General features: G+C 57.8%; 17 protein-coding genes. 5 read left to right on the top strand and 12 right to left on the bottom strand.

The genetic code is table 11. The features are described 5' to 3' along the window. Nucleotides 1-154: 154 nt before the first annotated feature. Both glyA and CLV84_RS09875 read left to right on the top strand, forming a co-directional pair. Nucleotides 155-1,441, top strand: coding sequence for a serine hydroxymethyltransferase (glyA, locus tag CLV84_RS09880; protein ID WP_104419632.1), 1,287 nt, complete (start codon nt 155-157; stop codon nt 1,439-1,441). A 260-nt stretch (nt 1,442-1,701) separates the two neighbouring features. Then, on the top strand, nt 1,702-4,668 hold the full coding sequence (locus tag CLV84_RS09875) for a glycoside hydrolase family 3 N-terminal domain-containing protein (RefSeq protein ID WP_245911468.1): 2,967 nt from the start codon (nt 1,702-1,704) through the stop codon (nt 4,666-4,668). A gap of 12 nt (nt 4,669-4,680) precedes the next feature. On the opposite strand, the gene CLV84_RS09870 is transcribed toward CLV84_RS09875, so the two are convergent. From CLV84_RS09870 to CLV84_RS09855, 4 genes are all read right to left on the bottom strand, one after another. After that, a complete protein-coding gene (locus CLV84_RS09870; protein ID WP_170067652.1) occupies nt 4,681-6,162 on the bottom strand; it encodes a M48 family metalloprotease in 1,482 nt (493 codons plus the stop codon). Between the two features lie 79 nt (nt 6,163-6,241). Further along, nucleotides 6,242-7,297 carry a dipeptide epimerase gene (locus CLV84_RS09865; RefSeq protein ID WP_104419630.1) on the bottom strand — a complete coding sequence of 352 codons (1,056 nt, stop codon included), beginning with the start codon at nt 7,295-7,297 and terminating at the stop codon, nt 6,242-6,244. 484 nt (nt 7,298-7,781) lie between these two features. Then, nucleotides 7,782-9,086, bottom strand: a complete 1,305-nt coding sequence (gene der / locus CLV84_RS09860) for a ribosome biogenesis GTPase Der (RefSeq protein WP_104421157.1) — start codon at nt 9,084-9,086, stop codon at nt 7,782-7,784. 109 nt (nt 9,087-9,195) lie between these two features. Beyond that, the gene (locus tag CLV84_RS09855; RefSeq protein ID WP_104419629.1) at nt 9,196-9,801 is read right to left on the bottom strand and encodes a ribonuclease HII; all 606 of its coding nucleotides are present in this window, start codon (nt 9,799-9,801) and stop codon (nt 9,196-9,198) included. 86 nt (nt 9,802-9,887) lie between these two features. Between CLV84_RS09855 and CLV84_RS09850 the strand changes: the two genes are divergently transcribed. After that, a complete protein-coding gene (locus CLV84_RS09850) occupies nt 9,888-13,142 on the top strand; it encodes a GH92 family glycosyl hydrolase (RefSeq protein ID WP_104419628.1) in 3,255 nt (1,084 codons plus the stop codon). Nucleotides 13,143-13,202: 60 nt separating this feature from the next. Here CLV84_RS09850 and CLV84_RS09845 read toward each other — a convergent pair whose 3' ends face one another. Next, nucleotides 13,203-13,742: a pyridoxamine 5'-phosphate oxidase family protein gene (locus CLV84_RS09845; protein WP_104419627.1), complete on the bottom strand. Its 540-nt coding sequence runs from the start codon at nt 13,740-13,742 to the stop codon at nt 13,203-13,205. A 391-nt stretch (nt 13,743-14,133) separates the two neighbouring features. Further along, the gene (gene porX, locus CLV84_RS09840; protein ID WP_104419626.1) at nt 14,134-15,690 is read right to left on the bottom strand and encodes a T9SS response regulator signal transducer PorX; all 1,557 of its coding nucleotides are present in this window, start codon (nt 15,688-15,690) and stop codon (nt 14,134-14,136) included. A gap of 208 nt (nt 15,691-15,898) precedes the next feature. On the opposite strand from porX, the gene CLV84_RS09835 reads away from it, so the two are divergent. Beyond that, nucleotides 15,899-17,005, top strand: a complete 1,107-nt coding sequence (locus tag CLV84_RS09835) for a M42 family metallopeptidase (protein WP_104419625.1) — start codon at nt 15,899-15,901, stop codon at nt 17,003-17,005. Between the two features lie 16 nt (nt 17,006-17,021). On the opposite strand, the gene CLV84_RS09830 is transcribed toward CLV84_RS09835, so the two are convergent. Genes CLV84_RS09830 through CLV84_RS09820 form a run of 3 tightly spaced genes read right to left on the bottom strand, consistent with a single transcriptional unit; the run spans nt 17,022 to nt 19,386 of the window. Beyond that, nucleotides 17,022-18,146, bottom strand: a complete 1,125-nt coding sequence (locus CLV84_RS09830) for a DUF4097 family beta strand repeat-containing protein (protein ID WP_170067651.1) — start codon at nt 18,144-18,146, stop codon at nt 17,022-17,024. After that, entirely contained in the window at nt 18,136-18,825 is a 690-nt protein-coding gene (locus CLV84_RS09825; RefSeq protein ID WP_104419623.1) for a hypothetical protein, read from the bottom strand. The genes CLV84_RS09830 and CLV84_RS09825 overlap by 11 nt, the downstream gene beginning before the upstream one ends. 6 nt (nt 18,826-18,831) lie before the next feature. Next, nucleotides 18,832-19,386: an RNA polymerase sigma factor gene (locus CLV84_RS09820; protein ID WP_245911464.1), complete on the bottom strand. Its 555-nt coding sequence runs from the start codon at nt 19,384-19,386 to the stop codon at nt 18,832-18,834. A 325-nt stretch (nt 19,387-19,711) separates the two neighbouring features. Between CLV84_RS09820 and CLV84_RS09815 the strand changes: the two genes are divergently transcribed. After that, nucleotides 19,712-22,492, top strand: coding sequence for a hypothetical protein (locus CLV84_RS09815; protein ID WP_104419621.1), 2,781 nt, complete (start codon nt 19,712-19,714; stop codon nt 22,490-22,492). Between the two features lie 294 nt (nt 22,493-22,786). On the opposite strand, the gene rodA is transcribed toward CLV84_RS09815, so the two are convergent. From rodA to deoC, 3 genes are read right to left on the bottom strand one after another with little or no spacing between them, the layout of a single operon-like run. Beyond that, on the bottom strand, nt 22,787-24,205 hold the full coding sequence (rodA, locus tag CLV84_RS09810; RefSeq protein WP_104419620.1) for a rod shape-determining protein RodA: 1,419 nt from the start codon (nt 24,203-24,205) through the stop codon (nt 22,787-22,789). 7 nt (nt 24,206-24,212) lie between these two features. Then, nucleotides 24,213-24,608, bottom strand: a complete 396-nt coding sequence (locus CLV84_RS09805; RefSeq protein WP_104419619.1) for an SPOR domain-containing protein — start codon at nt 24,606-24,608, stop codon at nt 24,213-24,215. An 11-nt stretch (nt 24,609-24,619) separates the two neighbouring features. Next, complete coding sequence (deoC, locus tag CLV84_RS09800) at nt 24,620-25,255, bottom strand: deoxyribose-phosphate aldolase (protein ID WP_104419618.1); 636 nt, start codon at nt 25,253-25,255, stop codon at nt 24,620-24,622. Nucleotides 25,256-25,308 lie beyond the last annotated feature (53 nt).

The following is a 25,308-nucleotide window of genomic DNA, read 5'->3' as shown; positions in this document are numbered from 1 at the left end:
CAACGACCGGTGGTGGCTGGTAAGTACCCGTCGCCCGCGCGGTAGGGACGGTTACCGGACTCGAATCTTTGTTCCCCGCCTGGATCGGGGGGCAAATGCAAGGTCAAAGTCCCGGTAAGGGCGTAGCTTTGCGCCCACGCAAAATCCCCACCCCATGAACCGCGATACCGCCGTCTTCGACCTAATCCAACGGGAACTCGAACGCCAGCGCCAAGGCATCGAACTCATCGCTTCCGAAAACTTCACGAGCGCCGCCGTAATGGAAGCCATGGGAAGCTGCCTGACGAACAAATACGCGGAAGGGTACCCCGGAAAACGGTACTACGGAGGTTGCGAAATCGTCGACCAGGTCGAGCAACTGGCCATCGATCGCCTCTGTCAACTGTTCGGTGCGGAATATGCCAACGTACAGCCCCACTCCGGTGCCCAGGCCAACGCGGCGGTCTTTCTGGCCTGCCTTCAGCCGGGTGACAAAACACTAGGTTTCAGCCTGGCCCACGGCGGTCACCTGAGCCATGGCCACCCGGCTAATTTCAGCGGGAAGAATTACCAGGCCAACTTCTACGGGGTCGAGGAAGCGACCGGCCGGATCGATATGGACAAAGTAGCCGAAAAGGCGCGGGAGGTCCAACCCAAACTGATTATTTGCGGGGCCTCGGCCTATAGCCGCGACTGGGATTACGCCCGCTTCCGCGAAATTGCCGATGAAGTAGGCGCATTGCTCCTGGCGGATATCGCCCACCCAGCTGGGCTCATCGCCGCCGGATTGCTCAACGATCCCCTCCCCCACTGCCACATCGTAACCAGCACCACCCACAAAACCCTGCGCGGGCCACGCGGTGGGATCATCATGCTGGGCAAGGATTTCGACAACCCCTGGGGCCGCAAAACCAAGAAGGGCAAGGTGATCCAAATGAGCACCATCCTTAACAGCGCGGTATTCCCCGGCATGCAGGGCGGACCGCTCGAGCACGTTATCGCCGGCAAAGCCGTAGCCTTCGGAGAGTGCCTGAGCGAGGGTTGGAAAGCCTACGGAAAGCAAGTCATCGCCAATGCACGGGCCATGGCCGAAGCACTCGTAGATCGCGGCTATCACATCATCAGCGGCGGTACCGACAACCACAGTATGCTGATCGACCTGAGCAACAAGGACATCACGGGTCGCGATGCTGAAATTGCCCTGGGAAAGGCCGACATCACGCTCAACAAGAACATGGTACCCTTCGATAAGAAGTCGGCCATGGTCACCAGTGGCATCCGAATCGGCACCGCGGCCATTACGACGCGGGGTTTCCGGGAAGCGGATTGCCGGAAAACGGTAGCCTGGATCGATGAAATCGTCAAAAACCCGGAAGACGAAAGCACCCTCGACCGCGTCCGGGGAGAGGTTAACGCCTACATGGAGCAATTTCCGCTATACTCCGGCGAGCTGGTGGGCTGATAATTCTGTTCACAAATCGCGAGTTTGACCGGAGCAGATTGAGGGGTTTGTAAGTTTTACCAAATAATTAGGGGTTCGCTTACACCGTAAGTGTATATTAAGGCCGTTATAGATACCTGTAACGGAGTAGTTGGGTGGTCCGACCGATCATGCCATTTCCGTAACGGGTATGGCTACGGCTTTTTGATTATTGACACTTCCAGCTTACTATTTCCCCCAGTATAATGAACGAACACTTCTCCCGGGTTTTACTTGCGGTTATGGCCGTGCTCTCGGTAACGGTACGCGCCCAGCAAGTTTATGAGGCCGATCTTTCCCAACTTACCCCCACGGAACGAAAGTGGGTCGATTCCGTCTACACTTCCATGTCGGAAGATCAGCGACTGGGCCAGCTGTTCATGATTCGGGCCCATTCCGATTTGGGCCCCGATCACGTAGCCGAAGTCGTTAGTCAAATTGAGAACTACCACGTCGGCGGGGTCTGCTTCTTCCAGGGTACACCCGAAAAGCAACTCGAGTTAACGAATCAATATCAGGCCCTGAGCCACCTCCCGCTGATGGTGAGTATGGACGCCGAATGGGGACTCGGCATGCGCCTGCCCGACCAGACCATCTCCTTCCCGAAGCAACTCGCCCTCGGTGCCATCCGCAACAACCAGCTGATCTACGACATGGCGACCGAGATCGCCCGCCAAATGCACCGCCTCGGAGTGAACGTCTCCTTCAGCCCGGTACTGGACGTTAACAACAACCCCGAAAACCCCGTCATCGCTACCCGCTCCTTCGGTGAAGACCGCTACAACGTCACGGCAAAGGGATACATGTACATGAAGGGGCTGCAGGATAATGGCATCCTCGCGAGCGCCAAGCACTTTCCCGGTCACGGGGATACGGACGTCGACAGCCACCTTGACCTGCCCGTCATCAAGCACTCCCTGGCCCGCCTCGACAGCATCGAGCTCTACCCTTTCCGGGCGCTGGTCCGCTACGGCATTGGTAGCATCATGGCCGCGCATTTGCAGATTCCGGCGCTGGATCCGCGTCCGAACCGCCCCTCCTCGCTTAGCAAACCCATTGTATCGGATCTGCTCCGCGACGAGTTGGGCTTTAACGGCCTCATTTTCACCGATGGCCTCGAAATGAAAGGGGTGACCAAGCACTACCAGCCCGGTGAAGTGGAAGCCGAAGCCATCGCGGCCGGATCCGATATCCTGCTGCTACCGGAGGATATTGCCGCTTCCTTCGAAACGATCAAACGCTACGTAGCCGAGGGCAAGATTCCACCGGCAAAACTGGAGGAAAAGGTGCGCCGGGTATTGCTCTCCAAATACCGCCTCGGCCTCAACCGGGCCAGCTTCCCCGCCGCAGAGAACCTCCGCTCGGAACTGAATACCGCCGCCGCCAAATCCCTGAAACAAGACCTGTACGAAGCCGCTATGACCCTCGTACGCGACAAGGAGAAGCTGGTGCCCATTGCCACCCCCGAAACTGGTAAAATCGTTTCCTTGCGTATCGGCAGCCCTCAATCCAGCGCGTTCACTACCCGGCTCGACGATTACGGCCAGATTACGCATCTCACTACGGGAGTAAAACCTACCGCCACCGAACAGCAGCAGATCCTCCAACGTGTCGACGGGGAGGACGTAGTAGTGGTCAGCCTCTACAGCGATGGGAGCCGCTTTATCGAAAAAGTGCCGGTTAGCGACGAGGTCCTGCGACTCCTAAAGGCAATCGACCAAAAAAGCAAACTGGTGGTTACCGTTTTCGGGAACCCCTACAGCCTGGCCGCGCTGGACGGCTTCGGCACCGTGCTGGAAGCCTATACCCGGGACGAAGTCGCCCAGGATGCCGCCGCCCAGGCGCTCTTCGGAGCCACCCGCATTACCGGTCGCCTGCCCGTAACCGCCAGTAAGGCGGCTCCTTATAATGCCGGCCTGGAAACCACCGCCAATTTCCGGATGGGCTACGCTAACCCCGAAAGCGTAGGGGTGAACGGCGAGCAACTCGCTTCCAAGATCGATGTATTGGCAAGAGAGGCCATCCGGGAGAAGGCTACCCCGGGAATGGTGGTACTCGTCGCCCGAAGTGGCAAAGTAGTCTTCGAGAAAGCCTACGGCCACCATACCTACGCCCGCGAGCAAGCCGTTTCCACCAACGACGTCTATGACCTAGCCTCCGTCACCAAGGTAGCGGCCACTACCCTCTGCATCATGAAGCTGGTGGACGAAGGCCGAATCGATATCGATAAACCGCTGGGTTTCTACCTGCCGGAACTCGAAGGCACCAATAAGGAAAATCTCAAAATTCGGGCCGTCCTCGCCCACCGCGCCGGATTGTCCGCTTGGATCCCCTTCTATAAATACACCCTCACTCCGGGACGCTATCCCAAGCCCAGCTCCCAGTTCTACCGCACCGCCCAAACCGGAAACTTCGTGGTGCCGGTAACCGACAACCTCTTTATGAATAAGGTCTGCATCGACAGCGTGTGGCAGCGAATCTACGATAGCCCCCTGCCCAATGTCGGTAAGTACCGGTATAGCGACCTCGGCTTTTACCTGATGGCCAAACTCATCGACCGGGTCAGCGGCCTCACGGTCAACGAGTACGCCGCCCGGCATTTTTACCGCCCCATGGGCCTGGAATCCCTCACGTTCAATCCGCTACGATCTATCGACCGCGACCGGATTCCCCCCACAGAAGTAGACGATTATTTTCGGATGTGCACCGTCCAGGGCTACGTCCACGACATGGGCGCCGGTATGATGGGCGGTGTGAGTGGACACGCCGGGCTATTCGGCTCCGCCCACGACGTCGCGGCCCTCTTCCAGATGCTTTTGCAGGAAGGAACGTACGGCGGCAAGCGGTACCTGAAGCCGGAAACCATTCAGCAGTTCACCACCCGCTACGCAGACGATCTACGGCGGGGCCTCGGCTTTGATATGAAGCAACTGGACGAAGACCGGAGTCTGAATATGGCGGAAGACGCCTCTGCCCGCGCCTTCGGCCACCTGGGTTTCACCGGCACGGCCGTGTGGGTAGACCCCGCGGAAGAACTCGTCTACGTTTTTCTTTCCAACCGGACCTATCCGAATATGGAAAACAACAAGCTCAACCAGCTGGATACCCGCATCAAAATGCACGCCGCCGCCTACCAGGCCCTCGGCTCTACTTCCGAGCGCTCCACCTCTGCCGTACGCAATACGGCCGGCTTGGGCCAGGTTCCTTAACGTTTCCGCCGTTTACCGGGGAAGGTTTTCCGATCCCCCGCTGAATGCCTTGATCAGGTAACCCGCGGGCAACTGGTTGCTCAGCTCCAAACCGTTGAGTATGGCGAACTCCTCGAGTCGGGCTTGCGGCACCCCGGCATTGAGCAGCGCCTGCTGTAGTGTACCGGCCTGATTGACTTCCACGATCTTGATCCGTTCGGGTTTGCGATTCAGCTTGCTTTGGTCGGTGAGCTCGGCGAAGCTTCGGATGCTTCCCTCCATCTCCCGGGCGTACTTATTGAAATCCTGGGCCATGCTTAGACCGGACATCATGTAGATATTTCCTCCGTAAGAAATGAAGCTGGTGATCGTGCGCAGTGTAGCGGTTTGCCCTTGCTCGTTCTGCTGGCTGATGTCGCCCAGGATCGTGACCGCGGGGAGGCCGTTGATGGCCTGCTCGCTAGTGCTGGAGACCTGTAATTTATTTTGTTGCACGAAACTCTGGGCGGCGGCCGTCGGGTCGGTGCCTTCCGCCAGACGCATTTGCATAATCGCGTTTTGGTCCGGCGCGACCATCTGCACCATGGTAGGCGAGTTGATCAGTTTCCAGCTCTGCGGAATCGTGAAATTGAACCGGAGGGCAGGGTGGTAAAAGGCACCGGACTGAACGTAACCCTGATTCGGATCCTCGCCGTAGAGTAACCCGTCGATTCTACGCAGATATCCGTTCCGGTCCACCTCGTAGTCACGAGCACTCTCATTCTGGGCGATTTGGGCAAGCTCCTCTACGCGGGCCTCGCGGTTCAGCGGATCGGGGTGCGTGCTCAAGAAGGTTGGCGCGCGATTCTCTTCTCCCCCGCTCAGTCGGTCAAGCGTGCCGAAGAAGCCGGCCATCTCCTTGGCATCGTAGCCGATTGCCGTGGAATACTTCACGCCCAACTCATCTGACTGGCTTTCCGCGTCGCGACCGAACTTGAGAAAAAGCAGTTGCATACCCTGCATGAGGGTTTGCCCCTGGCTGGCCAGTTCGGGAGACAGGATCATCCCGCCTACGAGACCGATTTGCGCCAGCTGCTGCTTGCTCTGCTGGGCTACGGTATGGCGGGCGGTTACGTGGCCGATCTCATGACCGAGCACACCCGCGAACTGCGCCTCGTTGTTGAAGTGGGCCATAATTCCCCGGGTGAAGTAAACGAAGCCTCCGGGTACGGCAAAGGCATTGACGACTTCGGAATCCACCAGGCGGAAGGTCCAGGGAAGGTTCGGGCGCTCGGAAATGGCAGCCATTTCGTTGCCTTTTTCCCGCAAGAAGCTTTGTAGTTCCGGGTCTTCGTAAATGCCGAATTCCGCCACCACCTGCGGGTCGTATTCCTGGCCCATTTGGATTTCGCTTTCCTCTGAAATGAGCGAAAGTTGCCGCTTTCCGGTTACCGGATTGGTGGCACAAGTGGAAATCAGTAAGCTTAGGATAAATAGCGAAAGCAGAAAAGGAAGGCGGGTGAGGGTGAGATACATGCGATGTTAGCTAATGGTTTACCCTGCTAGAAGTCCTGTCCTTACTAATAAGTTTGCACCAAAAAGTTAAGCAGAAGGCTCACCCGCCCGGACCCCGCGTAGCCACTTTCAGAACCGCTCCCGTTCCTGGCTCATCCGGATACCGGGCGTATCCGGTCAGGGGGTCAAAGGTCACCCCGCGCGCCGGATCCTCGGCCAGTAACATGGCTCCGTCCATGTCGGCGTAGTCCAGTTCGGGGAGCAATTGGGCAATGGCGCTGATGCCCACGCTGCTCTCGGTCATGCAGCCTGCCATGACCTGCAGCCCCAGCGAGCGGGCGCGGGCGATCATCCTACGGGCCGGCAACAGGCCCCCGCACTTCACGATTTTGATGTTGATTCCGGAAAACACCCCGGCACACTTTTCCACATCGCCCTCCGTCTGGCAGCTCTCGTCCGCCAGGACCGGCAGTACGGCGTGCTTGATCACTTCCGCCTGTCCCGCCCGATCGGCGGTGGGAAGGGGTTGCTCGATAAACACGACACCGAGCTCCCGTAACGGACCGGAAAGTTCGATTGCCTGACGGGCGGTCCACCCCGTATTAGCGTCGACGTAGAACGGAGCGTCAGTGTGTTCCCGCAGCTTCCGGATGATGTCCAGGTCGTCCGCTCCCCCACCGAGTTTAATCTTGTACACCGGCCAGGGGAAGGCCCTGAGCTTGCGCACCATTTCCTCAATCGGGGCCAGCCCGATGGTGTAGCAAGTCGGGATCCGGCGAAGGCGATCCTGGTCCCAAAGAAGTCCGAGGCGTTTACCCTGCTGCTTGGCCCAGAGGTCGTGTAAGGCCACATCGAGGGCGCAGCGCAAAAACGGATTCAGCGTTTCCGTACCGATTCGTTTCAGCACCTCTCCTACTCCGCCCCGCGCCAAATCCCGTAGGTCAAGGGCGGCGAGCGCAGGAGCAACAGCTTCCAATTCCCCTTTACACCGTTGGCTTTCCAAACCATAGTAGCGCGTCATCGGCGCCTCCCCCAAACCGTCGAGCCCATCGGCATGGATACGCACGATCAGGGTAGGTTGCACCGTCCGGCTTTCGTGGGTGGTGCGGAAAGCGTCACGCAATGGGAGATCGAAGGGGTGCACGGTCAGCTGCATACGGGGCAAGGTAAGGCGACCTTCCGTAGCGACGGCTTTAGCCGTCAAGCTGCTATCGACAGAAAAGGCTCAAGCGAAATTCAACCAGACAGTAAGTGCCCTAAGCAGCCAGTCCACTAAAGGGGACGCTACGTGGGAAGGCCTGAGCCGTCATGCTGCTTTCGACAGGAAGATGCTCAAACGATATTCGACCAGCCAACAAGCAGGCTAAGCAGCCAGTCCACTAAAGTGGACGCTACGTGGAACCGTACCAAGTGAATCGCCTTCAACTGGCTAAACCTTCCCGGATCAGTTCGCTCCTGCGCACCGCCGCCCCAGGCACTAAAAATACCAGCAGACCAAAAGTCTACCAGAAAAAGTGTACGCCCCCGAAAAAGCTACCCAACTAAAAGACTACCCGACTAAAAGCCTAAAAGACTACCCAACTAAAAGACTACCCGACTAAAAGACTAAAAGCCTACCCGACTAAAAGCCTACCCCCCCCCTACTTCTGCCGAAAGAAAATAGTAATCGGAACCCCCGTAAAATCAAAGTTTTCCCGCAGCTGGTTCTCGAGGTAGTTCTTGTAGCTCTCCTTGATGTGCTGAGGATGATTGCAGAAAAAGGCGAAGGCCGGATAGGCCAACGGCAACTGGGAAACGAATTTGATCGAAATAACCCGTCCCCGCGAAGCCGGCGGATTGAACCGCTCGATGGCGGGCAACATCACGTCGTTGAGCTTGGAGGTAGGAATGCGGCGGGTACGGTTGGCGTAGACCTCTTCGGCGGCCTCGATTACCTTCATGATGCGCTGCTTTTCGGTAACGCTCATGAAGACGACGGGCAGGTCGTTGAAGGGGGCGAAGCGGCGGCGTATTTCGGCCTCGTAGTCGCGGGCGGTGTTCGTTTCCTTATTGGGCACCAGGTCCCACTTGTTGATGGCGATGACGATGCCCTTGTTATTCCGTTGGGCTAGCCGGAAGATGGCCAAATCCTGGCTTTCCACATTGTCGGTAGCATCGATCATCAGGACGCACACGTCCGCCTTTTCAATGGCCCGGATTGCCCGCATCACCGAGTAGTACTCCAGGTTTTCGTGCACCTTCGCCTTCTTCCGAATACCCGCGGTGTCGATGAGGATGAATTCCTTACCGAACTTGTTGTAGTGGCTGTTGACGCTGTCGCGGGTCGTACCGGCTATGTCGGTGACGATGTTCCGCTCCTCCCCCAACAGGGCGTTGATAAAGCTGGATTTACCCGCGTTCGGCTGCCCCACGATCGCCAGTTGCATCAGCTCGGTCGGCTCCTCCTCCCGTTGGGTGACGTATTCCACGGCTACGTCGAGCAGATCCCCGGTGCCGCTACCCGTGATGGAGGAAAGGAAGAAGGTTTGCTCGAAGCCCAGCGACCAAAATTCGTTGGCCTCCAGTTGCCGTTGATTGTTATCGACCTTGTTCACGGCCAGGATGACGGGTTTTTCCGCCCGCCGCAGCATTTGAGCCACCTCCTCGTCCAGGTCGGTAATGCCCGTAGTAACGTCGACCATGAAAATGATGACGTTTGCTTCCTCAATGGCGATTTCCACCTGGTCACGGATGGCGGCTTCGAAGACATCATCGCTGTTGCGCACGAATCCGCCGGTATCCACCACAGCGAATTCCTTGCCATTCCAGTGGCTCTGGCCGTACTGCCGGTCACGGGTCACGCCGCTCTGGTTGTCGACGATACTCTGGCGCTCGCCAATGAGGCGGTTAAAAAGGGTCGATTTCCCGACGTTCGGGCGGCCTACGATGGCAACTATATCCATAATGAGATCGGTGGTCGGTGGCTGTGCCACCTTGGTAGTACGGTAGTGGCTGACGTGGCCAGCTTTCTAATACCGTAGTACAATAGTACTCCCTATTTCGTTCGCCGCCCCCCTATTCGAACAGACGGTACTGCTTTCCACCGGGCAGCAGGGTAAAACTCCGGCGGTGGTGGACCGTAGCGCCGTGGCTTTCGATAGCCGCCCGGTGGGCCCGGGTGGGATACCCCTGGTTGGTATTCCAGGCGAACTGGGGGTAAGCGGCGTGTAAGCCCAGCATATACTCGTCACGGTGCGTCTTAGCCAGGATACCGGCGGCGGCAATGGACTGGTACTTCCCGTCCCCCTTGATGACGCAGCAATGGTCTAAATCCGCGTGCGGCACGAAGAACTTACCGTCGATCAGCAAAAAGTCCGGCCGTTCGGTCAGGCTGTCGATCGCCCGGTGCATCGCCCGGTAGCTGGATTGGAAGATGTTGTAGCGATCGATCTCCTCCACCGTACAGGTCGCCACCGACCAGGCCAGGGCATCCGCTTCGATCTCGGCGCGCAACGCGTTACGGGCCCGCTCATCCAGCTTTTTGCTGTCGTTGAGCCGGGGATTATCGTAGCCCGACGGCAGGATCACCGCGGCCGCGAAGACGGGACCCGCCAGGCAACCGCGACCGGCTTCGTCGCAGCCGGCTTCCCGTCGACCCTCGGTGTGGTAAGGAAGTAACACGGCGGAAATGTACGAAGACCGGTACGCCCAGGACTTGCATACCCGCTGGAGACCTTACTAAATGGGTTTAGTTGTTACATTCAGGCATGCCTACGTCCCCCGCGCCGCTGATCGCGCTTTTCGTCCTGCTGCTAACCCTTTTTCCGCCGCCCCTGCCCGCTCAGTCGACCGTGTGGCAGCTCGGCGAACCCGACGGCAGCGCCCGGGAGTTTGCTCTCGCCCCGGATGACTACCCCCGCTTCCTCGCGGAAGATTTCGGGTGGGAAGACCGCTACTTCATGATCGGCCGCGACACGATCGCCCGCAGCTTCCCCTACGTGCTGCCCGGTACGGTCGACTATTGGGGCGGCACGTCGTCGCTCGCCGGTATCCGCCCCCACGCCCTCAACCTGCTCTTCAATCTGGCGGGGACGCCCTTGCCGGGCCCGTGGGAGCTTAAACTGGGCGTGCTGGATGCAAGTCCGGACGATCCTCCCCAGGTCCGGATCACCGTAAACGATCGGGTAGAAAAATTTCAGCTCGCACCGGGGCTCAGCGACGATGCCCTTACCGGTGCGGGCGGCCGCTCCCGACTCCAGACGCAGACCGTGTCGCTCAACCCGGGGGACTTGCGCGCGGGCGGCAACGTCGTGGAGATCACCAGCCTGACCGGCAGTTGGCTCGTTTTTGACTACGTGGCGCTATCCGGACCGGAGGGAGCTGAACTGGCCGAGTCCGGTCCCCTGTTTCTCTACGGTGCACAGGCCGTCGACTACGAAATCGAGCGCGCCGGCACGCGCTACCAACCGCTACTGGTCGACGTACAACATCTGCACGGAGCACCTACCTTGCGCGTTCGGGTAGACGATCAGGACCGGCTCACCCAGCGCGTCGAGCACGGTCGGCATCAATTCGAGGTACCCGTCCCGGCCGTAACGAGTGCCCGGAGCAGCCGGTACACGATTCTAGTGAACGACTCCGTCATTGCGCGCGGCACGATGGAGCGGTCGCCCCGCCCCGTTATCACCCCGGCCGGCTACGTCGATACCCGCATCGGTACCGGCCACTCCCGCTGGATGATTGCCCCCGGCCCCTGGATGCCCTTCGGTATGGTCAAGATCAGCCCCGACAATCAACATTCCGGCTGGCAGGCCGGCTACCAGCCTACCTTCGAAAACGTCGGCACCTTCAGCCACGTCCACGAATGGACCATGGCCGGGCTCGGCATGCTCCCGACCAATGGCCCCCTGCAAACCCAGATTGGTGATCCGACCGATCCAGACAGTGGGTACCGGTCCCGCATCGACAAGGCCACGGAGCAGGCTCCGCTAGGCTACTACTCCGTGGAACTCACCGATTACGACATCCGGGCCGAACTGACAGCAACCACCCGCGCCAGCTTCCAGCGGTACACTTACCCCGCCGGCGATACGCAGTCGCGGGTTCTGGTCGACCTGAAGATCCCCGCCGAATACGAGTACCGGATCGAGGAGGTACGTTTGGAAAAAATGGGTACCTCCCAGCTCGTCGGCTACAGTCGGCAGGTCACCCCCGGGGTCTGGGGCGAGCGCCACTACCGCCGGGAGATGGTGGAAGACGGTGACGCCGAACGAGCTTGGGACGACATCGAGCAGGCCTACACCCTGCACTTTGCGATCGAATTCGATCGCCCCATCCGCAACTTCAGCGTGTGGAGTAACGGCGCGGCGCCGGGCGCGGGAGATACTACCCTACTGACTGACCGCGATTCCCTAACCATCGAACACCCGGAGGACCTCGTTGCCATCGTGGAGTTTGCAACCACTGACGACCCGGTCGTCCAGGTACGTACCGGAGTATCCTACGTTAGCGTGGCCAACGCGGAGGAAAATCTGCACCGCGAGATCAGCCAACCCTACGGCTGGGACTTCGCGGCCGTCCGCCGGCAGCAGGAGGATACCTGGAACGACCTGCTCGGACGGGTGGACATCACCACGGCAGACCGGCGGGAGAAGGTGCGTTTCTACTCCAACATGTACCGGGCCATCGTGAGCCGCAACATATTCAGTGACGTGGACGGCAGCTGGGTGGATGCCACGGAAACCGTCCGCAAACTCGAGGATTCCACCGCCGTAGCCCTCGGCTGTGATGCCTTCTGGAATACGTTCTGGAACCTCAATCCATTCTGGAACCTGGTCGTACCCGAATGGTCGTCGAAGTGGGTCCGCTCCCAGCTCGCTATGTACGATGCCAACGGCTGGCTGGCGAAGGGCCCCGCCGGCATGGAGTACATCCCGGTCATGGTGGCCGAGCACGAGATCCCCCTCATCGTAGGAGCCTATCAGATGGGGATTCGCGACTTCGACGCGGAAAAGGCCTTCTCGGCCGTGCACAAGATGCAGACCACCCCCGGCGATACGGTGGGCCACGGCTTCGCGGGCAACCGTGACCTGGAAACTTATTTACAACATCACTACGTCCCCTACAATAAGGGCCGCTTCTCCAATACCCTCGAGTACGCCTTCGACGACTACGCGGTGGCCCAGTTTGCCGGAGCACTGGGCAAACGGGATGCCTACGCTGAATTTATGGACCGGGCTTACTGGTGGCGGAATGCGATCGACACCACCGTAGGCTTCGCCCGCCTCAGAAACTCGGCGGGGGAATGGTACCCGGATTTTGACCCCCTCCAGACGGGGGGCAATCACCAGTATGCGGAGGGCAACGCCTGGCAGCTAACCTTCTTTGTTCCCCAGGACGTACCCGCCCTGGTCGACCTGATCGGCCGGGATCGCTTCCTCCGGCGCCTCGACGATGGCTTCCGCGCCAGCAGCCCCTGGCGCTACAACGCCCCGAACGAACGCTACTGGGATTTTCCCGTCATTCAGGGCAACCAGCAGTCCATGCACTTCAGCTATCTCTTCAACTGGGCTGGACGCCCCTGGCTGACGCAGCGGTGGAACCGGGATATCCTGGATCGCTACTACGGCTTCGGCACCTCTAATGCTTACCTCGGCGACGAAGACCAGGGACAGATGAGTGCCTGGTTCGTACTGTCCGCCCTGGGTCTCTTCCAAACCGACGGCGGTACGTCAATGGAACCCATTTACGAGATCGGCAGCCCCCTTTACGAACGAACGGTCGTTGACCTCGGCCGGCGCTACGGTCGGGGCACCACTTTCACCATCATCGCCGAAAACACCTCTTTCCGGAACAAGTACGTACAGTCCGCCACCCTGAACGGAAGGTCGCTCCAAACCTTCTGGTTCCCCGCGGGCGAATTGTTGAAGGGCGGTGAACTTCACCTGCAGATGGGCCCGGAACCGAACACGGAATGGGGAACGGGACCGCTTCCGCAACGAACGGAACACCCGCGCCGGTAAGGATCGGGGCGGGCAGGTGGTCACGCAGCAGTCAGCGACCGCGAGGCGCTGTACCGCCTGCTATTCAATCCCCGTAGGCAGCCCATCCAGCGTTACCCGGTTCTTCTCGTGCCGGTAGTTGGTCAGGCCGACCGGCCCCTGGCGTTCCGCCCACTTATCCAGTGCGTCACGGTCGTCGACGAAATCCATCAGCGGGACGGCCATACCGCAGCTGGTTTGCACCGTGTCGATCTGCTGCTCGAAGATCTGTCGGGCCCCCACCCGTTCGGGCAACTGACCGGCATAGTCGTCCCACGCTATATCTCCGGGATAAATAACCCGGGCCGTTCCATACGTGCGCAGGATGAGCGGCGCGGCCCGGAAAGCACACCACATCAGCGTCATCCGCCCGTTTTCCAGCACGTGGCCGGCCGTTTCATTACCGCTACCGGTCACATTGAGCCAGATGATGCGGTTAGGAGCCAGGACGCGCAGCGAGTCCATGCCCTTCGGGGAAACGTTCACCCGCCCGTCCAACGGTGCCGTAGCCACGAAGAACATAGGTTGGCGGTGGATGAAGCTGGTCAGATCCGGAGTGAGGGAGGAGAGTTGTTTGCCCATCTTCAAAAATACGCAAACTCCTACTGGCCGTGGGCCGAAAGCGATAGGGCGCCGGAGCGCAGGTGAACTACATTTCAATCAACGGTAGTAGCCCTCGCCTACCGCTGCTAACTTCTTTTCCCCGGGCTACAAAAAGGCAAGGGGCGTCCGCTTTCATCGAACGCATTCCGTGCTTTCGCGGCGACTACTCCGGCCTCCAATTACCGCATTCCGTAGCGAAATCGCCAACATGGTGCAACGATTGGCAACGGAAGGAAAGCCCTATATCTCCGGGATCGCAGCAGCAGTGCTAGCTATTGGCTCCGAACTAGAAACCGGGCAAGGACTTGCGTGTGCAGGAGGCCTACTCAATGAAGCGCAGGTCGTTTCCAGCGCGGCCGGAGGCCGCATTTTACCGCGTCCGCAACCGCACTACCGGGCAGATGATCTCCTCCAGGCTGATGCCGCCGTGCTGGAAGGTGTCCCGGTAGTAGTTGTTGTAGTAATTGTAGCTATTCGGGTAGAGGAAGAACTTGTCCTCCTTAGCAAAAATGAAGCTGCTGCTCAGGTTCGGGCGGGGAAGCTTAGCCTCCTTCGGTTCGCGCACTTCGAGCACGTCTTTCTCCTCGTACTGCAGGTTCCGGCCGAGCTTGTACCGAAGGTTGGTGCTGGTATCGCGGTCACCGACCACCCGGCTGGGCGTATTCACTCGAATGGTGCCGTGGTCGGTGGTGATGATGAGGTTGATATCCCGTTCCGCCAAACGGCGCAGGGTAGCCCAGAGCGGACTATTCTCGAACCAGCTGCGGGTGAGGCTGCGGTAGGCTTTTTCGTCGCCGGCCAGCTCCTTTAGCACCTCCATCTCCGTCCGGGCGTGACTGAGCATATCGATGAAGTTGTAGACGATGACGCTGAAGTCGTTGTTGAGGAAATCCAGCGCCCGATCCTGCATTTGCCGGGCGAAGTTGGTGCGGGTGACCTTAGTGTAGTCCCATTTGTAGTCGACCTTACGGAGCAGTCGTTCCATTTGCTTGCCCAGCAGGTCGGCCTCATGGTTGTTCTTACCGCCTTCTTCGCTGTCGTTGAACCACCAGTTTTTGTAATGCTTCTCGATCTCGGCGGGCCACATGCCCGCGAAGATGGCGTTGCGGCTATACTGGGTAGCGGTAGGCAGGATGCTGTAGAAATAGTCCTCCTCCTCGATCCGGTAAAGCTCGGTCACGTAGGGCTCGATGACCTTCCACTGGTCGTAACGCATGTTATCGAGGAGTACCATTACCGTAGGACGCTCCTTGCTAAGATGCGGGAAGACCTTTTCCCGCATCAGGTTATGTGACATGATGGGAGCGTCCTGCTCGTTGACCCAGTCCATGTAGTTCCGCTCCACGTATTTGGAGAATTCGGCATTGGCTTCCCGCTTCTGCACGGCGAGAATTTCCCCCATTTGGTCGCTGTTGCTATCGTCCAGCTTAAGCTCCCAGTTGATGATCTTTTTGTAGGTGTCTACCCACTCCTCCTTGTTCAGGCCGCTGTTGATCTGCATGAGGAGCTGGCGAAAGTCCTGCTGGTAATCGCTGGTGGTCTTTTCCCGGACCAGGCGCTTTTCGTCGACGATCTTTTTCAGGGTCAGCAGAATCTGGCTCGGATTGACGGGTTTGATCAGGTAATCGGCGATCTGGCTGCCGATGGCTTGCTCCATGACGTCTTCGGCCTCATTCTTCGTGATCATCACGACGGGGATGGAAGGCAGGATCGCCTTGATCCGTGCAAGCGTCTCAAGCCCAGTAAGGCCGGGCATACTTTCGTCGAGAAATACGATGTCGATGTCCTTATCCCCCTCGATCTCTTCGAGCGCATCGTGTCCGTTGGTGACGGTAATGACCTCGTAGCCGCGGTTGCGCAGAAAGAGCATTTGTGGCTTGAAAAGGTCGATCTCGTCGTCGGCCCAAAGGATTTTGATGCTGTCCATAAATAGTATGCTTTATAAAAGAGTAGGTACGTTTCGTGCCCCCTCGGGGTTGAGCGGATCTTCCCGGTCTCCAAACCGTCGCCGCGCCGGCAAAGCGGCTGGCAGCGCGATTTTACTGGCACCGATCGGGGACAAAGTGGATTAATTGGTAGGTAAAACAATTGTCCCAACAATAACCTACTTTTGCACCTTGCCGCAAAACTCAGGTATGCAGAACTTTCAGTTACTTAAACGAATATGTGAGGAGCCGGGCGTTTCCGGATTCGAACGGAGAATCCGCAACCTTGTTTTAGAACAGCTGAAGGGCTTGGCTGACGAGGTCACCATCGATAACATGGGCAACGTCATTGCCCTGAAACGGGGGAAGGAGCGCAAACGCGTCATGGTGGCCGCCCACATGGACGAGATCGGCTTTATCGTCAACCACATCGACAGCAAGGGCTTCGTGCGCTTTCTGCCCCTGGGTGGCTTCGATCCCAAAACGCTTACCGCTCAGCGCGTGATTATCCATGGCCGGCAGGACGTACTGGGCGTGATGGGCAGCAAGCCCATCCACATCATGAAGACCGAGGAGCGGACCAAGGTCGTTCCCATCAGCGATTATTTCATCGATACGGGATTACCGAAGGAAGAAGTCGAAAAACTGATCGGCGTAGGTGATCCCATCACCCGGGAGCGCAGCTTGGTAAAAATCGGCGATTGCGTTACCGGTAAATCGCTCGACAACCGGGTATCGGTATTCATTCTCCTGGAAACCCTACGTGCCCTGCAAGGCGTAGCCATTCCCTACGATTTGTACGCCACCTTTACCGTCCAGGAAGAGGTCGGACTGCGGGGCGCGATGGGCAGCGTCGGGGAGATCTCCCCTGATTTCGGTTTTGGCTTAGACGTTACGATTGCCTACGACGTACCGGGAAGTACCGGACGCGAGCAAGTTACCTGCTTGGGGGGCGGAGCGGCGATCAAGATCCTGGACGGTTCGGTCATTTCCGACTACCGAATGGTCAATTACCTAAAGGGCCTGTCGAAAACCGAAGATATCCAGACGCAGCTGGAATTGTTACCGGCCGGCGGAACGGACACCGCCGCCCTGCAACGGTATGGTAAAAAGGGCAGCATCGCCGGAGCAATCAGCATCCCTCTACGAAACATGCATCAGGTTACGGAGATGGCCAACACAGCGGACATCGTAGGCTGCATCCACTTACTTACCGCCGCTATCCGCGAGCTCGATAGCTACAATTGGGACTTTTCGGCCGATCATACTGGCGGAGGCCACCCGGATCGGCCGACTACCCATTTTGACTGGATGTAGGCCACGCCAGCGGCGATTAGTAAATGTCGATATCCCCATAATTCGTCGAGATTTCGATGCGTCCGTTTCCGGTACCAGGTTTGGTTCCCTTCACGTATTCCGAGGTTCCCTCACTACCGATGTTCCGTGGGCTCAACGCATCGATAGGTGCAGTGATATCTCCGTACCGGGCCTGGAGGTCGAGTATCAGGCCTGCCTCCTGGTCTACATCGATTTGTATATCCGAATATGACGCTTTGATCCGGACAGATTCGAAACCGGCCACCAGCCGGTTGACCTTCAGATCTCCGTAGTTGCCGTCGAATTGGACGGCGCGGGTAATGGTACCGAGGTTGATATCCGTATAGCTACCATAGATGGAGACCGTCGTGGCTTGCTTGACGGCCAGTTCGTTGTAGTTGCCTTCGAGATGTACTTCTTCCGCCGCTTCGACCTGGACTTCGTCGTACCCGACGTCCAGTCGGAGTACACCTACCGTTCCAAACCGAACTTCGCTGTAGCGTCCATCGTAGCTTACGTCCTCGGCATTCCGAATACTGCCGTCACTGTAACGGAAGTTCACGGTACTGTTATCACCGATCCGCTCGACCCGGGCCGAGCCGTAGCTGATCTTCATTTCGGTTCGGTTGCTGAGTCGTCCGGCAACGAGATCGCCGTAGCCGACGTCGAGAAAGGTTTCCCCGGTCAGGCTTGGCAATTGAACGTCGCAGTAGCGGGCATCTACTTCTAGCGTGACGGAGGCCGGCAGGGTCACGTCGTAATAGATCTTGAAGTCGCTGGAGCTGCTTCCCCCCGTCAGTAGGCTCCACCAGGAGTCGCTGCGCCGGTTGCTACTGATGCTGGTAACCGCAGACACCGAGTTGCCACCGCCCGATAGGGCTACGTCGATGCGGTCGAGCACGTCTTCGAACTCATCCTGGTCCCTGGCATCAACCTGGATGAGCACGTCAATTTTGACTTTCGACTGGGACCAGGTAGTTACTCTGATCTCACCGTAGCGATTATCGAGCCGGACACGTCCGTCGTTGCCAATGGCAAAGGTTTCGGTGATCTTCTTTTCGAAATCCGCCGGGGGCCGGTCCGTCGCTCGGAGGCCGAGAACGGTGGCAAGCAGCAGTAGGGTTAATAAATTAGCTTTCATTGACATCTGTATTGCGATCCGGTGCGAGGTCGCCCGGCTGTTTTGGATTAGGGAAATGCTGCTGAATGCGCAGCAAAATATCTAGCTTGGTGCGGTAGGTGGAGATCAACTGATTGACCAGGACGGGACGCTGGGACACCGGTACTTGGAGCAAATCGGCACGCAATTGAGCGGTCGCCTCATCGATGTGGGCGAGATCGCGGAGCAGCTGGGGGTCGTTGTTTACCTGTTTCACCTTCGTAAATTCGCTCTGGATCCGACTTTGGTAAAAGCGTTCTGCCTCGGCGAGCTCAGGATTCATCTTTTCGAGTTGGTCCGCCACCCGTTGTTCCTCTTGCCCCGCTTCAAAGCCCGTCGCGTTACCAAAACGGTAAACCGTAAAAAGCAACAACAGGGAAGCCGCGACACCGAGGGCATAGCTAAGTATCCGGCGGCGGCGGGCCGTCTTGCGTTGCAGAGAACCCTCTTCAAAGAGGGCTCCGGCAATTTTGGGGGGCGGGGTGGCCAGGTCGAAGGCGTCCCGGTTTTTAGCGATAAACGATGCCAGCGGGTCGGCACCTTCCTCTCCGCAGTCGGTGATCGATGCTTCTACCCGGTCCCATAGCCCAGCGGGGGGCATCTCACCGTCGAACTCCTCCCGATTACGGTGGATAAAATCTTCGAGCTTGTCGTGGTTCATGACGGTTTAATTTTCGGTTAGCAGTTGGGCCAGACGCTTTCGCGCACGGCTATACTGGGATTTGGAAGTACCGCAGCTGATGCCAAGAATCTGGCTGATCTCCTCGTGGTCGTAACCCTCGAAGAGGTAAAGCGTCAATACCACCCGGTACCCCTCGCTCAGTTTCAGCATGCAATCCTTGATCTTCTCTACGGTGTAGCTGCCGTTTTCGTAACCCGGTGAATCGTCTTCGCCGGCGGAATCATGCCGGTCCAAATCGAGATCGGTAGTCAGCAGCCGCCGCTTTTTGAGGTGATCGATACATCGGTTCACCACCACCCGTTTGATCCAGGCGCTGATGGAGGCATCAAAGTTGAAGGTGTCAATCTTGGCGAAGATGTGTACGAACGCTACTTGCAAAACATCTTCGGCATCGTGGCTGTGCTTGAGCATTCTCAGGCACAGGTTGTACATCGGACGGGCGTAATGACCGTAAAGCTGCCGTTGGGCATGGCGGTCCTTGCGCTGACATCCTAGCACGATATCCCGGTGCGTGTCGCGGTATTCGGCTGCAGTCGGCATGTTCATCAGGGTTGGGTGAGCTCCCACGTTTGTGTGTTTATTAGAAGGACGAACCCTTTTGTTCGGGGTTGCACCCTCCGGGAAGAAGATACTCCCGCGGCCGTTATTCCCGTCCCTCGATTTTACGGTCATGAAGTGATCGAAAGTGTGGATGAGATGCTCACAACGCTCCAGGCTGAACATCCCCCTTCACCCCAGGTTAAGCTAAGTAGGCGGGGCGGGCTTCGAAATCGGGGTAGTGCCTAAACATTTGTCAGGCATTTCAACATTTGGGAACTAAGACCACATTATAAATCATTATTATATGCGAAATTATTTACTACTTATGCTACTGCTCTTGACTGCGGCTGCCACCCAGGCGCAGGTAAAGGGCGTAAGCTACACCATTGCCCCCTCGGCTAGCTACAACTGGTTCGACGCGGAGTCTGGACTGGACGACGCCTTTATGTTCGGCGGCCGTCTTGGTTTCGGATTTGGTGAATTTGTCGAGTTGCGGGCTACTTACCTGCAAACCATCGATCAACAGACCAACTTTGCGGGCCTTGACCTGGATATTGATTCCACCTTTGCCAATCAGGGAGTGGACCTGGCCCGCTACGGTGCCGAGCTAAAGCTCAACATCGGTCGGGGTACCCTGCTACCCTATCTTCTACTTGGTGGCGGTATTCAAAGTACCGAACGGGAAGGCCTCGAACAGGCCGAGAATATTTTTGGTACCCTCGGACTCGGTCTAACGCTCAGTGCCGCCGACCGGTATACGTTCGGCGTGGAAGGCAAATATATCGCCTACTCCGGAAATACCGTCCGCAACCTTTTCGACGAGGTAGAGCGGCAGGCAAACAACCTGGATCTCGACAATTTTGATTCCGATCAGGTAGGTACCTACAGCGTTGCCGCGAACCTGCAATTTTACTTGGGCGGCCGCCGTCCCGGTCAGCTTAGTGAAATCGATCAGGAATACCTCGAAAACTTCCAGGGAGGTATCAGCGGGCTATCCTTACCCGTAGAATTCGGACTGGCACAGGTAGACTGGGCGGATGAACTCGCTTACCGCGACGCCTATTTCGCGGGAGGTACGGCCGGATTCAGCTTCGGTCCCCTGATCAGCCTGCGCGGATTTTACTACCGGGGCATGACAGACGACGAGATTAACTTCGACTTCGACGACATCAGCCTATACGGCGGTGACTTCCGGTTCAACCTTACCCAGGCTTCCTCCGGTATCGTTCCCTACTTGACCGTTGGTGGCGGATACATCGATCTGGCCAGCGGCTACAACGACGATCTGGAAGAAGGACAAGCACTCGCTTCCAGCCAGGGTTTTGCGTCCGGCGGTGGAGGTATCTACCTGAAGTTCGGTGAGCGCGTCACCCTCAACGGGGGCGTCCGTGCCATGCTGACGAGCGGTGCCGACCTGGAAGACCTCAACAGCACCGAGCAGCTCACAACTTCTACCATGTACACGGCCGGACTGGGTTTCACCCTGGGCGGTAACAACCTGAACGATAGCCCCGACGTCGTCCGTCAATCAACCCTGGAGGATCGTTTGGACCAGCAGCAAAGCGAATTTGACGAACGGGCGGAACGGATCCGGCTCGAGAATCAGCTAGAACTGGAACGCCTTCGCAACCGCTACCAGGATACGATCGCCCGTCTCGACGAAGAGCTGCTAGACGCACTGGATGCCGGCGACGTTCGTACGGCCGCCGTTATTAAAGAAGAACAGGAAGAAGCTCGCGCCATCGTGCGGGAGGTAGAAGATCGGCAGGATCAACTGGCCGTCGAAGGTACCCAACAGGAATACCGTCGCGACCAGGTAGAACGCGCCGAAGTAGATGCCGTTCTCGGGCGTACGCCCCAGCTTCCGCAAGCCGCCCCTAATTACCGCACTACCGACGAGAGCATGATCCTCCTACAGTCCGAGCAGATCGATCGCCTGATTGACGCCCTAGGTCAGCGGGGTTCGACCACCGCTTCCCAGCCGGATCAGCGCAGCGAACAGATCTCCGAGATCAACCGCCGTATCGAACGGATGGAAGACCGGATGTACGATATGCGTGACTACGGTGGCTCCCGCAACGAGTACAATCGTTCGACGGACGATATGACCGCCGAGGAACGCGTCCGCGACCTCGAGCGCCGGATCGAATCGATGCGTGCTCCCCAATCTTCCGGCAATGCAACCCAACCCGATAATGATGCTCTGCAGGAGCGGATCAACAGCCTCGAGCGTCAGCTTGAGAACAGGGACACGGACATCGATGAATTCGACGGAGACGCCGAAGACCGGATCGAAGATCTCGAGCGCCGCCTGATGGACCGCATCGATAACGTACGTGACAACGATCCCCGCTACCGGGAGGACATGCTGCGCGACCTGACCGATTACCAGAGCGAAATGATGAGCGAGATTCGCCGGCTACAGAACGACCTGGAACGCGCCAATTCGGAAAACGCCCGTCTGCAAAGAACGCAGGATATCGCTGACGAACGGCTCGACCTCGAACGGGAAAGACTTCGCCAGGAACGCCGCCTCGCCCGCCAATCCGCCCGTGAGGGAGAGGTTACGTACACGGATTCGCTTGGAAATAGCGTTACCCGCCCCGGCGTAGTAGGACTGGAAGACATCTCCGTCAACACCGGTGGAGTGTATCTGGCCGACGACAATGCGGAGGGTTTCTTCTCCGGAGTCACCTATACCGGTATGTCCGGAACCGCAAACCTGTTTTTCGGCGATGCGACCGGCCTCGGACTTGGACTACGGTGGCACTACAAACTCGGTCCCGACCAGCGCGCCGAGTTCATGCCCGAAGCTTACTTCGGCATCGGTTCCCCTACGACCTTCGGTATCTTCGGAAACCTGGTTTATCCCATTATCCCCGAACGCTCCGAATCCACCGGATTGATCCCGTACGCCGGTATCGGCCTTGGTGCCATGCAAATCCAGGACGATGAGAACAGCGACGAGACGAATTTCCGCCCCGCCATAAACCTGCTCATCGGCACCTACCTACCGGTAGGCAACGGACGGTTTTTCGTGGATTACTCCACGCGCAACTTCTTTAGCGTAAACCAGTTGACCGGCGGCTACCGCTTCAACTTCTAAGGGATAGCCCCCTTACCCGATCAAGCCCCCCATCGACCGCGTGTCGGTGGGGGGCTTTTTACATTAAGCCATCAGGTCGAATCCCGGAATTGGGTCTCTGAAATGAAGCGTTCTATCCCACCAACGGGAAATAAACCAACTCGGCACCCCCCGTGGACAACCAATAAAGCAGCCTAGCACCAAGGGTTCCACGCTCCGACGGATCCAAGCACGGTCGAGGCGATCAAAAGACGACAAGCTTGAACCGTAAGTTTACGATCCTCCCTGACCCACTTGCCCGGTGGCCCCCATGCCTTACACCTCGCCGCGATGCTTATCCAGCTTAAGCATCACCGCCAGCATCAGGGTAAAACTGAGGAGGGACGAGCCCCCCTTCGAAATAAAGGGAAGCGGAATGCCGATCACCGGGATGACGCCCATGGTCATTCCGACATTAACCAGGAAGTGCACCAGCAAAATGCCGGCTACCCCGTAAGCGTAGGCGCGGGAAAACGTCCGTCGCTGGCGCTCGGCAATGACCGTGATTCGCCACAACAGCAGAAAGAAAACGACAATAAGCGTACCCGCTCCGATGAAGCCCTGCTCCTCGCCGACGGCTGAAAAGATAAAGTCGGTCAGTTGCTCCGGTACGTAATCGTACTTGGTCATGGTCCCCTCCATAAGTCCGCGACCGGTTACGCCGCCGGCGGCAATGGCCAGTTTGGATTGTAACAGGTTGTAGTAAGATCCGCGGGGATCGGCGTCTTCGGGGTGGAGCCATACGCCGATGCGCTCGTGCTGGTGAGGAGGAAGCAGCTTATTGGTGTAGATGTAGTTGCTCGTAAAAGTGAGCAGCAGCCCCCACGCCATGAAGGCCATGGTGATCCCGACCAGCCGCGTATTTCGCTGAATCAGGTGAAAAACGATCGCACCAATCAGGGCGGCTACCAGGAAGGTTGTGGCTTGCCAACCGTAACCGTTTTCTATTCCGTAGAAAGCCGCTGCACCTGCGCCCGCCGCACCTAAAATCCAGAGAAGCGTACGGCGCGGGACCGAAAAGGCGAACAGCAACAGGCACAGGCCGATCAGGCTGACCAACAGCCCCTCGAAGGAAAACATGATGCCCAGCACGACCATTAAAGCGGTAAACCCTCCGAGAATAAAGATCAGGGGGGTTAACCCTTCCCGGTACATAACGAGCAAGAAGCCTATAAAAACGAGGGTGGACCCCATATCCGGCTGCCCGAGAATGACAACGGCCGGGATCAGCCAGATCAGGCAGGCATAAACGATATTCCGCAGATTGTCGAGGCGGCCGCTGTACTGACTCATGAAAGCCGCCATGCCGAGGCAGGTGCCGAATTTGGCCAGCTCGCTGGGTTGAAAAGTCAGTCCTCCCAAACTGAACCACGCTTTGGCACCATTGATTTCCTTGCCGATTATCAAGACCAATAGCAGCAGTACGACGGTAAAGACGTAGACGGGATAAGCCCCCACCACCCATATCTTTCTGTCAATCAGGTAATTGATGGCCAGCCAGGCAACCCCGGAGATCAGTAACCAAAAAAACTGTTTGCCGGCTGGCGTGGCAAGTCGCGCCGCTAATCCGCCTTCGTAGCCCTCGGGCGGAGACCCCACGGAATGGATCATCAATAGCCCGGTCAACACCAAAAACAGGTAGAGAATAATCGTGGCTACATCCGTACGCGACCTTTTCAGGGAAATTCTGCCCATGGCCACGCTAGTACATCTTCAACAGCTCGGATTCCTCTACCTGATCCTTGACGAGGTAGACGCCTTCGTATTCTTGACTCAGATTCTGCCGGAGGCGTTCGGCCTCCTGACGGGTAAAGAACGCACCGGCCCGTAGTTTGTAATAAGGCTTATTATGTACCCAATCGACGGTTACGCTCGGATAATCGGCGCGGAACTTCCGCTCCGTGGTTTCCAGTTGCTGGCGGTCCGTAGTGGCGAGCAGCTGCACGCGCCATCCTTCTACCTTGCTTTCCCGCTCGTTGATGTCGGAAAACAGGTTCAGTACCCGACTGACGTCCTCGTCCGGCGAAACGGCCACCATCCGCTGTGCGGAAACCGCCGAGGCCGCGGTGAGTAAGGTTAGGACGAGAAGCGCGCGCATGGTAGGAAGCTTTATTGAATAATCGATAGGGCGGAAGAAGTGCCGATACGATCGGCCCCTGCTTCGAGTAGTTCGGTTGCCGAGGTACGCGTACGGATTCCGCCGCTGGCCTTGATCCGGATTTCCGAATCCAAGTTAGCACGAAGAAACCGAACCTGATCCACGGTAGCACCCCCCTGGGTGCCTGAGCTGGTTTTAACGAAGTCCGGGCGCACCTTATTACAAAGGTCGACCAGCCGGCCCAGCTCTTCGTCGGTCAGTACGCCCATTTCGAGGATGAGCTTGCACACCTTGCCCTTAAGCCGCACGGTGGTGGCCATTTGTTCGATCTCCGTTCGGACGTAGTTCCAGTCGCCGGATTTGACGGCGGAAATATTGATGACGATGTCCAGTTCATCGGCTCCTTCTTCCAGGGATCGGCGCGCTTCGGCTACCTTGATGGAGGTTTCGGAGTATCCATAGGGATATCCGATAACGGTGGCTACTTTCACCGGCTGATCGTGTAAGGCCTGCTTGGCTTTCGCCACGAAGTAAGGCGGTACGCAAACGGCGTAAAATTCGTGGTCAATGGCCTCCTGACACAGCCGCTTGATATCCGCCGCAGAAGCCTGGGGGCTAAGGTAAGTGTGGTCGATAAACTTGTTCAATCCGGAAGAGTCTAGAGGGGTAGTTTAGGCTTGCACCAATGGGGCACAATATA

Origin of the sequence: Neolewinella xylanilytica (assembly GCF_002934605.1) — a bacterium.
Classification (GTDB): domain Bacteria; phylum Bacteroidota; class Bacteroidia; order Chitinophagales; family Saprospiraceae; genus Neolewinella; species Neolewinella xylanilytica.
The sequence above is the reverse complement of the archived record's forward strand: the minus strand, read 5'-3'. Positions and strand labels throughout refer to the sequence as shown.

What these genes read in the sequence shown, in the direction of transcription:
- glyA (WP_104419632.1), top strand. Translation starts at nt 155, where the DNA reads ATGAACCGCGATACCGCCGTCTTCGACCTAATCCAACGGGAACTCGAA.
- CLV84_RS09875 (WP_245911468.1), top strand. Translation starts at nt 1,702, where the DNA reads ATGGCCGTGCTCTCGGTAACGGTACGCGCCCAGCAAGTTTATGAGGCC.
- CLV84_RS09870 (WP_170067652.1), bottom strand. Translation starts at nt 6,162, where the DNA reads ATGTATCTCACCCTCACCCGCCTTCCTTTTCTGCTTTCGCTATTTATC.
- CLV84_RS09865 (WP_104419630.1), bottom strand. Translation starts at nt 7,297, where the DNA reads ATGCAGCTGACCGTGCACCCCTTCGATCTCCCATTGCGTGACGCTTTC.
- CLV84_RS09850 (WP_104419628.1), top strand. Translation starts at nt 9,888, where the DNA reads ATGCCTACGTCCCCCGCGCCGCTGATCGCGCTTTTCGTCCTGCTGCTA.
- CLV84_RS09845 (WP_104419627.1), bottom strand. Translation starts at nt 13,742, where the DNA reads ATGGGCAAACAACTCTCCTCCCTCACTCCGGATCTGACCAGCTTCATC.
- porX (WP_104419626.1), bottom strand. Translation starts at nt 15,690, where the DNA reads ATGGACAGCATCAAAATCCTTTGGGCCGACGACGAGATCGACCTTTTC.
- CLV84_RS09835 (WP_104419625.1), top strand. Translation starts at nt 15,899, where the DNA reads ATGCAGAACTTTCAGTTACTTAAACGAATATGTGAGGAGCCGGGCGTT.
- CLV84_RS09830 (WP_170067651.1), bottom strand. Translation starts at nt 18,146, where the DNA reads ATGAAAGCTAATTTATTAACCCTACTGCTGCTTGCCACCGTTCTCGGC.
- CLV84_RS09825 (WP_104419623.1), bottom strand. Translation starts at nt 18,825, where the DNA reads ATGAACCACGACAAGCTCGAAGATTTTATCCACCGTAATCGGGAGGAG.
- CLV84_RS09820 (WP_245911464.1), bottom strand. Translation starts at nt 19,386, where the DNA reads ATGCCGACTGCAGCCGAATACCGCGACACGCACCGGGATATCGTGCTA.
- CLV84_RS09815 (WP_104419621.1), top strand. Translation starts at nt 19,712, where the DNA reads ATGCTACTGCTCTTGACTGCGGCTGCCACCCAGGCGCAGGTAAAGGGC.
- rodA (WP_104419620.1), bottom strand. Translation starts at nt 24,205, where the DNA reads ATGGGCAGAATTTCCCTGAAAAGGTCGCGTACGGATGTAGCCACGATT.
- CLV84_RS09805 (WP_104419619.1), bottom strand. Translation starts at nt 24,608, where the DNA reads ATGCGCGCGCTTCTCGTCCTAACCTTACTCACCGCGGCCTCGGCGGTT.